We start from the raw sequence: 8,565 nt of genomic DNA on the forward strand, positions 1-8,565 counted from the left end.
ACATCTTCGTCACCGACGACAACCGCGCGGTGCTCATCGACTTCGGCGCCGCGCGCGAAGTGCTGAGCAAGGAGGGCAACTTCATCCGCCCCATGTACACGCCGGGCTTCGCCGCGCCCGAGATGTACCGGCGCGATTCGTCCATGGGCCCCTGGACCGACATCTACGCCATCGGTGCCTGCATCTACGCCAGCATGCAGGGCTACCCGCCCAACGACGCGCCCCAGCGCCTCGAAAAGGACCGCCTCTCGCTGGCCCTGTCGCGCCTGCGTGGCGTGTACTCCGACAACCTGATCGAAGTGGTCGAGTGGTGCATGTCGCTCGACCCGCTCTCGCGCCCGCAATCGGTCTTCGCGCTGCAGAAGGAACTCAGCCGCGAGACCGAGCGCAGCTACACCAAGCTCACCGTGGCCGAGAAGATGCGACTGCAGTTCGACAACATCGTCTCCGACAAGCAGAAGTCACTGCTGCGCAAGTCCACCGACGTGGGCACCAAATTCCGATGAAGTTTTCGGTCTATCAGATCAGCCGGCAAGGCGGTCGCGAGCGCAACGAAGACCGCATGGGCTACGCCTACACGCGCGAGTCCGGCCTGTTCGTGCTGGCCGACGGCATGGGCGGCCATCCGGAAGGCGCCATGGCCGCGCAACTGGCGCTGCAGACGCTCTCGGCCTACTTCCAGAAAGCGGCCAACCCGACGGTGCGCGAGGTGCCCGAGTTCCTCTCCAGCGCGCTCATGGCCGCGCACCACCAGATCATCCGCTACGCCGCCGAGAAGGGCATGCTCGACACGCCGCGCACCACGCTGGTGGCGGCCGTCATGGAGCGCGGCCACATCCACTGGGTGCACTGCGGCGACTCGCGCCTGTACGTGGTGCGCGACGGCGAGCTGCTCACGCGCACGCGCGACCATTCCTACATGGAGCAGCAGGCGCACCTGGGCCGCAACACCGAGCACATCAACCGCAACATCCTTTTCACTTGCCTGGGTTCGCCGGCCAAGCCGGTGTATGACCTGTCCGGCCCGGTGCAGCTCATGCAGGGCGACCGTGTGCTGCTGTGTTCCGACGGTCTCTGGGGCACGGTCGAGGACGAAGAAATCGTGAACGAGCTCTCCACGCGCCCGCTGGAGCAGGCCGTTCCCGACCTGGTGGAAACCGCGCTGCGGCGCGGCGGCCAACGCTGCGACAACGTCACCGTGCTCGCCATGGAGTGGGAAACCGCCGACGAGTACCAGACGACGCGCGTGTCCACCGAAGACATCGAGGACGGCGTGTTCGCCTCCACCATCCAGTCGGGCGTGCCCGACCCCACCGTCGAAGACCTGGACGACGCGGCCATCGAAAAGTCGATCGCCGAGATCAATGCGGCGATCGCCCGCACGGCGGCCGCGCGCAACGCCTGAGCTTCGTATTTCCTGAGGTTTTTCTTTATGACGGCCGTCCAACGACCGGGCCAGCGGGCCGCCAATGCCCTGCGCCCGGTGCGCATCACCCGTGGCTACACCATGCACGCCGAGGGCTCGGTGCTGATCGAGTTCGGGAACACCAAGGTGCTGTGCACCGCTTCCGTGGAAGAAAAGGTGCCGCCGCACAAGCGCGGCAGCGGCGAGGGCTGGGTGACGGCCGAGTACGGCATGCTGCCGCGCGCCACGCACACGCGCAGCGACCGCGAGGCGGCCAAGGGCAAGCAGAGCGGGCGCACGCAGGAGATCCAGCGCCTGATCGGCCGCTCGCTGCGCGCGGTGTTCGACCTCAAGGCCCTGGGCGAGCGCACCATTTCGCTCGACTGCGACGTGCTGCAGGCCGACGGCGGCACGCGCACGGCGGCGATCACCGGCGCTTTCGTGGCCGCGCAGGACGCGGTGAGCCGCCTGATGGACGCCGGCAAGCTGACGGCCTCGCCGATCAGGGACCACGTGGCCGCGATCTCCGTTGGCATCCTGGACGGCGCACCGCTGCTCGACCTGGAGTACGTGGAAGACGCCGCCTGCGACACCGACATGAACGTGGTGATGACCGGTGCCGGCCACTACGTGGAGGTGCAGGGCACGGCCGAGGGCGCGGCCTTCACCCGCGCCGAGATGGACCAGCTGCTGGCGTTGGCCGAACAGGGCATCGCCGAACTCGTGGCCTTGCAGAAGGCCGCGCTCGGCGCATGAAGCTGGTTCTCGCGTCGAACAACGCCGGCAAGCTGGCCGAGTTGCAGGCCCTGTTCGCGCCGCTGGGTGTGCAGCTCGTGCGCCAGGCCGAGCTGGGCATCCCCGAGGCGCCCGAGCCGCACCGCACCTTCATCGAGAACGCCCTGGCCAAGGCCCGGCACGCCGCGCGCGAGAGCGGGTTGCCGGCGGTGGCCGACGACGCCGGCCTCTGCGTGGAAGCCTTCGGTGGCCGGCCCGGCGTGGACACCGCCTACTACGCCACGCAGCACGGCTACCCCAAGGGCGACGACCACAACGTCACCGCGCTGCTGGAGCAGATGCGCGACGTCGGCGACCGCCGCGCGGCCCTGGTCAGCACCCTGGTGGCGCTGCGCCACGCCGACGACCCCGAACCCCTCGTGGCCACCGGCCGCGCGCCCGGCCTGATCACGCGCGAGCGCGTGGGCGCGCACGGCTTCGGTTTCGATCCGGTGATGTTCATCCCGGCCTTGGGCAAGACCTTCGCCGAGCTCGACCCCGAGGTGAAGAACCGGCACAGCCACCGCGGACAGGCCGCGCGCGCCATGCTCGAGCTCATGCGCGAGCGCTGGTTCGCGCCCACCCCACCGGTATGAGCGATCTGCAGCCCAGCCGCGACCCGCGCCACTGGATGCGGCCGGGCACGCTGCAGCTCGGCGCGCCGCCGCCGCTGTCGCTCTACATCCACCTGCCGTGGTGCCTGAAGAAGTGTCCCTACTGCGACTTCAACTCGCACGAATGGAGCGCCACGGCCGCGTCGGGCGAGGCCATGCCCGAGGCGCGCTACCTCGACGCCTTGCGCGCCGACCTCGAGGCCTCGCTGCCCCTGGTCTGGGGCCGGCCGGTGCACAGCGTGTTCATCGGCGGCGGCACGCCCAGCCTGTTCTCGCCGCAGGCCATCGACCGCCTGCTGGCCGACGTGCGCGCGCGCCTGCCGCTGGAGCCCGACGCCGAGATCACGCTGGAGGCCAACCCCGGCACCTTCGAGAAAGACCGCTTCCGCGCCTTCCGCCAGGCCGGCGTCACGCGCCTGTCGATCGGCGTGCAGAGCTTCGACGACGCGCAGCTCAAGGCCCTGGGCCGTGTGCACGACGGCGCGCAGGCGCGCGCCGCGCTGGAGGAGGCGGCCCAGGTGTTCGATACCTTCAACCTCGACCTGATGTACGCGCTGCCGGGCCAGACGCTCGCGCAGTGCGAGGCCGACCTGCGCACCGCGCTGTCCTTCGCGCCGCCGCACCTGTCGGTCTACCACCTCACGCTGGAGCCCAACACCTACTTCGCCAAGTTCCCGCCCCCGCTGCCCGGCGACGACGAGGCCTACGAGATGCTGGACCGCATCACCGAGCTGACCGCCGTGGCGGGCCTGCAGCGATACGAGGTCTCGGCCTATGCCCGGCCTGGGCACGCCTGCCGGCACAACCTCAACTACTGGCGCTTCGGCGACTATCTGGGCATCGGGGCGGGCGCGCATGGCAAGCTCAGCTTTGCGCACCGCATCGCTCGCCCGGTTCGCGTGCGCGAACCGCGGCTGTACATGGAGCGCGCCCTGGCCGGCGACGCCGTGGCCAGCATGGACGAGGTGCCGCGCGCGCAGCTGCCTTTTGAGTTCATGCTCAACGCCCTGCGCCTGCGCGAGGGCTTCGCGCTGGCCGACTTCATGTCCGGCACCGGCCTGCCGCTGTCCAGCATCGACGCGGCCTTGCGCGAGGCCGAGGCCAAGGGCCTGGTCGAACGGGAGGGGGGCTGGGTGCGTCCGACCGAGCGCGGCTTCGACTTCCTGAGCGACCTGCAGTCGCTGTTCCTGCCGGCCTGAGGCGCGGCAGGCCGGACTCACACCATATTGAAGCCCACGCGCGTGCGGCCCGCGGCCGACTCGGCGGCCGCGAAGCCGTCGTGCATGCGCGCGATGGCGGCCACGATGGACAGGCCCAGGCCGTGGTGCGGCTTCTCCAGCTCGCAGCGCGAGGCGTCGGCGCGGAAGAAGCGGTCGAACAGGCGCGGCAGGTGCTCGGGCTCGATGGCCGGGCCGACGTTCTCCACCCACAGCCGCACGCCCTGTTCGCCCTCGCGCAGGATGCGCACGCACAGGCGCGAGTCCTTGTCGGCGTAGCGGATGGCGTTGCCCAGCAGGTTGGACAGCGCGCGCTTGACCAGGGGCTCGTCCACCGCGAGCAGGGCGTCGCCCTCGATGTCGATGCCCAGGCCGGCTTCCTCCATGGGCGCCTCGTGGAACTCCACCACCTGCTGCACCAGCTCGGCCAGGCTCAGGGGCGCGCCGCGCCGCGCCTTCACGCCGCGGTCGGCCTGCGCCAGGAAGAGCATGTCGTTGACGATGCCGGCGAGGCGCTGCAGCTCTTCCAGGTTGGACAGCAGCACCTCCTCGAGCTCGGGCGCGCTGCGCTCGCGGCTCAGCGCCACCTCGGTGTGGCCGATCAGGTTGGCCAGCGGCGTGCGCAGTTCGTGCGCCACGTCGGCGTTGAAGCCTTCGAGCTGAACGTAGGTGCGCTCCACGCGCTGCATCAGGCCGTTGAACTGCTCGATCAGCGGCTGCAGTTCTTCGGTGGGCTCGCACAGCGTCAGGCGCTGGTCCAGCCGGCGCACGTCGATGGCACGCGTCTGCGCCGCCAGGTCCATCAGCGGGCGCAGGCTGCTGCGCACGCGCCAGTAGGTGGCCCAGGCCACGAAGGCGCCGCCCGCCAGCGTGACGGCCACCAGCAGCAGCGCCATGCGCCGGCCGTACTGCGCGTCGCGCGAACAGTCCATCACCAGCCGACCCTTGAGCGGCGCGCTGCCATCGGCGCGCGGCACCTCGAACCGCAGTTCGCTCGTGGGGGCGGTGGCGGGGTCGAAGCTGGGCAGGGGATCGCGGTACAGGGTGCTGCCGTCGGCGCGGCGCAGCTCCACGAAGTTGCCGGGGCGGCGCTCGCTCAGCCACAGCAGCTTTTGCACCATGTCGGCCTCGGTGCCGTGGGCATCGGTCTCCTTCAGCACCTCGATGAGCACGTGCGAGTAGCCGCGCAGCTCCTCCTGCTGACGCGAGGCGAACAGCATCCAGGTGGCGGCGTAGATGACGGCCAGCAGCACGCCCAGGCCGATGATGGTCTGCACCGCCAGCAACAGCGACAGGCGCTTGCCGATGGAATAGGCGCAGGGCGTGGGCGCGGCGCGCAGCTCCGTCGTGGCCGAGTTGGTGGGCGGGGTGATGGCGGCGGTGTTCACGCGCGTTCCTCCAGCACGTAGCCCATACCGCGCACGTTGTGCAGCAGCTTGGGGCGGAAGGGGTCGTCCATCTTGGCGCGCAGCCGGCGGATGGCCACCTCGACCACGTTGGTGTCGGAGTCGAAGTTCATGTCCCACACCTGTTCGGCGAGCGTGGTGCGCGACAGGATCTGCCCTTTGCGGCGCGCCAGCAGGGCCAGCAGGGCGAACTCCTTGGCGGTGAGTTCCAGGCGCTGGCCCGAGCGCGTGGCCTTGCGGCTGAGCAGGTCGATCTCGAGGTCGCTCACGCTGAGCCGGCTGTTGGTGGCCTCGTTGCTGGCCGCCGGGCCGCGGCGCAGCAGCGCGCCGATGCGCGCGAGCAGCTCGGAGAAAGCGAAGGGTTTGACGAGGTAGTCGTCGGCGCCGGACTGCAGGCCGCGCACGCGGTCCTCGACCAGATCGCGCGCCGTGAGCATGAGCACCGGGGTGTTGCGCTTCTCGCGCAGCGCGGCCAGCACGCCGAAACCATCCACGCCGGGCAGCATGATGTCCAGCACCACGAGCTGGTAGTCGCCTTCGGTGGCCAGGTAGCGGCCCTCGATGCCGTCGCGGGCCACGTCGACGGTATAGCCGGCCTCGGTCAGGCCGCGCCGCACGTAGTCGGCCTGCTTGGCTTCGTCTTCGATGACCAGGATGCGCATGGCGTGGGGCAGGGGCGGAAATAGGCGTGCGCTATTTGATTGCGCACCATGAAATTGTCACGGAAAGTGAGCCGGCCTTGGGTTACGAATACGTAATTCAGGCGTTCGGAAAACGACAGCCCCGCTTCCTACAGTTCCTTCCATGCCGGCACACAGCGGCATTCAGAGCGTCTCCTCCCCTCCATCTGTCGTCATCAAAGGAACTGTCATGAAAGCCTCGAAAAGCCTCCTGTTGCCCATCGCCTTCGCCCTCACCGCTGGCGCCGCCTTCGCCGAAGGTCCGCTGGAGGGCAATGAAGTGTTCAACTTCCAATCGACCCTGAGCCGCGCCGACGTGCAGGCCCAGGTCGCACCGGCGTACAAGGCCGACCAGATCGCCCGCGGCGAAGCCAACCCCGCGCAAGCCCAGGCCACCGTGGTGGCCAGCCAGCTGAGCCGCGCGCAGGTGCTGGCCGAGGCCGCCGAGGCCCGCCGCCTGGGCCTGGTCGCCAGCGGCGAGATCCTGCCCGTGGCCACGCCGCAGCAGGCCGAGCAGATCCGCCTGGCCGGCCTGCGCGCCGTGCAAGGCAATGCGGTGGTGCAGGCGCCGAGCGCCGTGCAGGCCCACTGATCCCGCGATCGCGCGTCTCCTCCAAGGTTTGGACAGCGGCCCATGGGCCGCTGTTTTTTTTGTGCCGGCGCGGGTGCCTCGCATAATGCGCGCGACCGCCCCTGCGGGGCCCCACAGGAACCGCGATGCCGCCGCTCCCCTTGCGCAGACGCCCGCTGGCCGCCGCGTTCTTCGGCGTCTTGGCCCTGATGGCCTGGGGCGCGCGGGCCGATCCCGTGTTCGTGCCAGATGGCCCGCAGGCCGCGGCCTATGGCCAGGCGCAGGGCTACCCCGTGCCCCGGCCCGGTTTGCGGCCGGATGAGCTGCGGCAGGAACTCTACGTGGGCCTGCACAGCCACTACGACCAGGTTCGCCCCCTGAAGGAGGTACCGACCGCCGGCGCGCCGTCCCCTTTGTCGCGCGCCGCGCAAAGCCTGGAACTGCAGTACGCGTATGAAGGGCGTTCCCTCACGCTCAACGACTACCTGCGCCGCCACCCGGTGACGGGCTTGCTGATCGCGCGCGACTCGACCATCCTGTTCGAGCGCTACCAGTACGGCCGCCGCGACAGCGACCGCTTCCTGTCGCACTCTCTGGCCAAGACCATCACCGGCCTGCTGGTGGGCGCGGCGCTGGAGGACGGCGCCCTCCGCTCGATCGACGACAAGGTGTCGGCCTACCTGCCCGAACTCGCGGGCACGGCCTACGGCGCCACGCCGATCCGCGCGCTGCTGACCATGTCCTCGGGCCTGGCCTTCAACGAGAGCTACCAGCCGAACGACGACGTGCACCGCCTGGCCGAGGCGCTGGTCGGGCCCTCGCCCCTGGGCGCGGTGGCGGCGGTGCGCCAGTTCGACGCGCGCGTGGCCGAGCCGGGCACGGTGTTCCACTACGCCAGCGCCGACTCGCAGGTGCTGGGCATGGTGGTGAGCCGCGCGGTGGGCATGCCGCTGCCCGAGTACTTCAGCCGCCGGCTGTGGGCGCCGCTGGGCGCGGAGGCCAACGCCGCCTGGGACACCGACCCGTCGGGCGAGGCGCTGGGCTTTTGCTGCGTGGTGGCCCGCCTGCGCGACTGGGCGCGCCTGGGCCTCATGCTCGCCCACGACGGCCGCTGGAACGGGCGGCAGGTGGTCTCGCGCCCGTGGGTCTACGAGAGCACCACGCCAGCGCGTGGGCTGAACGCGCCGTACGGCTACCAGATCTGGCTGTCGGGCGAGGCGCCGCGCTACTACGCCATGCGCGGCGTGCTGGGCCAGTTCGTGCTGATCGACCCGATCACGCGCTTCGTGCTGGTGCAAACCGCCGTCAACCTCAACCCCATCGACCCGGGCGCCACCGCCGAGTTGACGGCGCTGTGGCAGGCGCTGCTGGTGCAGCACGGTCCGCCCGGGCGCTTCGGGCGGACCTGGTGAAGCGCCGGCTTACTGCAGTTCGGGGGTCTGCTTGACCAGTTCCTCGCGGGTCAGGCGCGGAAACCACTCGGCGTACATGTAGCTGTAGCCCTCGTTCTGCCACTTGGCCAGGTCGATCACGGCGGCCGGCACCACGGTGATCACGTCGTAGAACTCGTCGGGCTTGTAGCCGCGCGAGCGCGCCGCGTTGGCGCAGACGCGGATGGTCACGCCGGCGTCGGCCAGGGCCTTGAGTTCCTCGTACATGTCGGGATAGGCCGCGCGGTTCAGGCGCGAGAAGGCGTGCAGTTCGTTGCCGTGCGCCACGATCACGATGTGCGACTTCGGGTCGCCGTATTCCTTGATCGCGCGCAGGTGGTTCTTCACATAGCCGAAGGCGGGCTTGGCGTCCAGGGGCCTGGCGAAGTTGAAGTCGTACAGCGCCTTCTGCGGCGCGTAGCGGGTGCCGTCGAACTTGGACGGGTCGTTGGGCCCGGCGATGGCGGC

The 8,565-nt window shown here is 70.0% G+C and carries 10 protein-coding genes; 7 read left to right on the forward strand and 3 right to left on the reverse strand.

What is annotated here, in order from left to right:
• The 5 genes from BGO22_RS15645 to hemW all read left to right on the forward strand — a co-directional run.
• Positions 1 to 506 (forward strand): protein kinase domain-containing protein (locus BGO22_RS15645; RefSeq protein ID WP_502686469.1); only part of this gene is annotated, 506 nt, incomplete at its 5' end.
• The gene (locus BGO22_RS15650) at positions 503 to 1,405 is read left to right on the forward strand and encodes a PP2C family protein-serine/threonine phosphatase (protein WP_070397459.1); all 903 of its coding nucleotides are present in this window, start codon (positions 503 to 505) and stop codon (positions 1,403 to 1,405) included. The genes BGO22_RS15645 and BGO22_RS15650, both read left to right, overlap by 4 nt.
• A gap of 27 nt (positions 1,406 to 1,432) precedes the next feature.
• Positions 1,433 to 2,161 (forward strand): ribonuclease PH, encoded by a 729-nt coding sequence (gene rph / locus BGO22_RS15655; protein ID WP_070397460.1) that lies wholly within the window; start codon positions 1,433 to 1,435, stop codon positions 2,159 to 2,161.
• Positions 2,158 to 2,775 (forward strand): RdgB/HAM1 family non-canonical purine NTP pyrophosphatase, encoded by a 618-nt coding sequence (gene rdgB / locus BGO22_RS15660; RefSeq protein WP_070397461.1) that lies wholly within the window; start codon positions 2,158 to 2,160, stop codon positions 2,773 to 2,775. The genes rph and rdgB overlap by 4 nt, the downstream gene beginning before the upstream one ends.
• Positions 2,772 to 3,992 (forward strand): radical SAM family heme chaperone HemW, encoded by a 1,221-nt coding sequence (gene hemW / locus BGO22_RS15665; protein ID WP_070397462.1) that lies wholly within the window; start codon positions 2,772 to 2,774, stop codon positions 3,990 to 3,992. The genes rdgB and hemW overlap by 4 nt, the downstream gene beginning before the upstream one ends.
• Positions 3,993 to 4,009: 17 nt before the next feature.
• Here hemW and BGO22_RS15670 read toward each other — a convergent pair whose 3' ends face one another.
• A complete protein-coding gene (locus tag BGO22_RS15670; protein ID WP_204742891.1) occupies positions 4,010 to 5,398 on the reverse strand; it encodes a heavy metal sensor histidine kinase in 1,389 nt (462 codons plus the stop codon).
• Positions 5,395 to 6,078 carry a heavy metal response regulator transcription factor gene (locus BGO22_RS15675; protein WP_070397463.1) on the reverse strand — a complete coding sequence of 228 codons (684 nt, stop codon included), beginning with the start codon at positions 6,076 to 6,078 and terminating at the stop codon, positions 5,395 to 5,397. The genes BGO22_RS15670 and BGO22_RS15675 overlap by 4 nt, the downstream gene beginning before the upstream one ends.
• Positions 6,079 to 6,286: 208 nt before the next feature.
• Between BGO22_RS15675 and BGO22_RS15680 the strand changes: the two genes are divergently transcribed.
• Both BGO22_RS15680 and BGO22_RS15685 read left to right on the forward strand, forming a co-directional pair.
• Complete coding sequence (locus BGO22_RS15680) at positions 6,287 to 6,688, forward strand: hypothetical protein (protein ID WP_070397464.1); 402 nt, start codon at positions 6,287 to 6,289, stop codon at positions 6,686 to 6,688.
• Between the two features lie 125 nt (positions 6,689 to 6,813).
• The gene (locus tag BGO22_RS15685) at positions 6,814 to 8,079 is read left to right on the forward strand and encodes a serine hydrolase domain-containing protein (RefSeq protein WP_070397465.1); all 1,266 of its coding nucleotides are present in this window, start codon (positions 6,814 to 6,816) and stop codon (positions 8,077 to 8,079) included.
• Between the two features lie 9 nt (positions 8,080 to 8,088).
• Here BGO22_RS15685 and BGO22_RS15690 read toward each other — a convergent pair.
• The coding region (locus BGO22_RS15690; RefSeq protein WP_286851619.1) for a DsrE family protein at positions 8,089 to 8,565 on the reverse strand (477 nt) is incomplete at its 5' end.

Source organism: Hydrogenophaga sp. 70-12 (assembly GCF_001897365.1).
GTDB classification, from domain to species: domain Bacteria; phylum Pseudomonadota; class Gammaproteobacteria; order Burkholderiales; family Burkholderiaceae_C; genus Hydrogenophaga; species Hydrogenophaga borbori.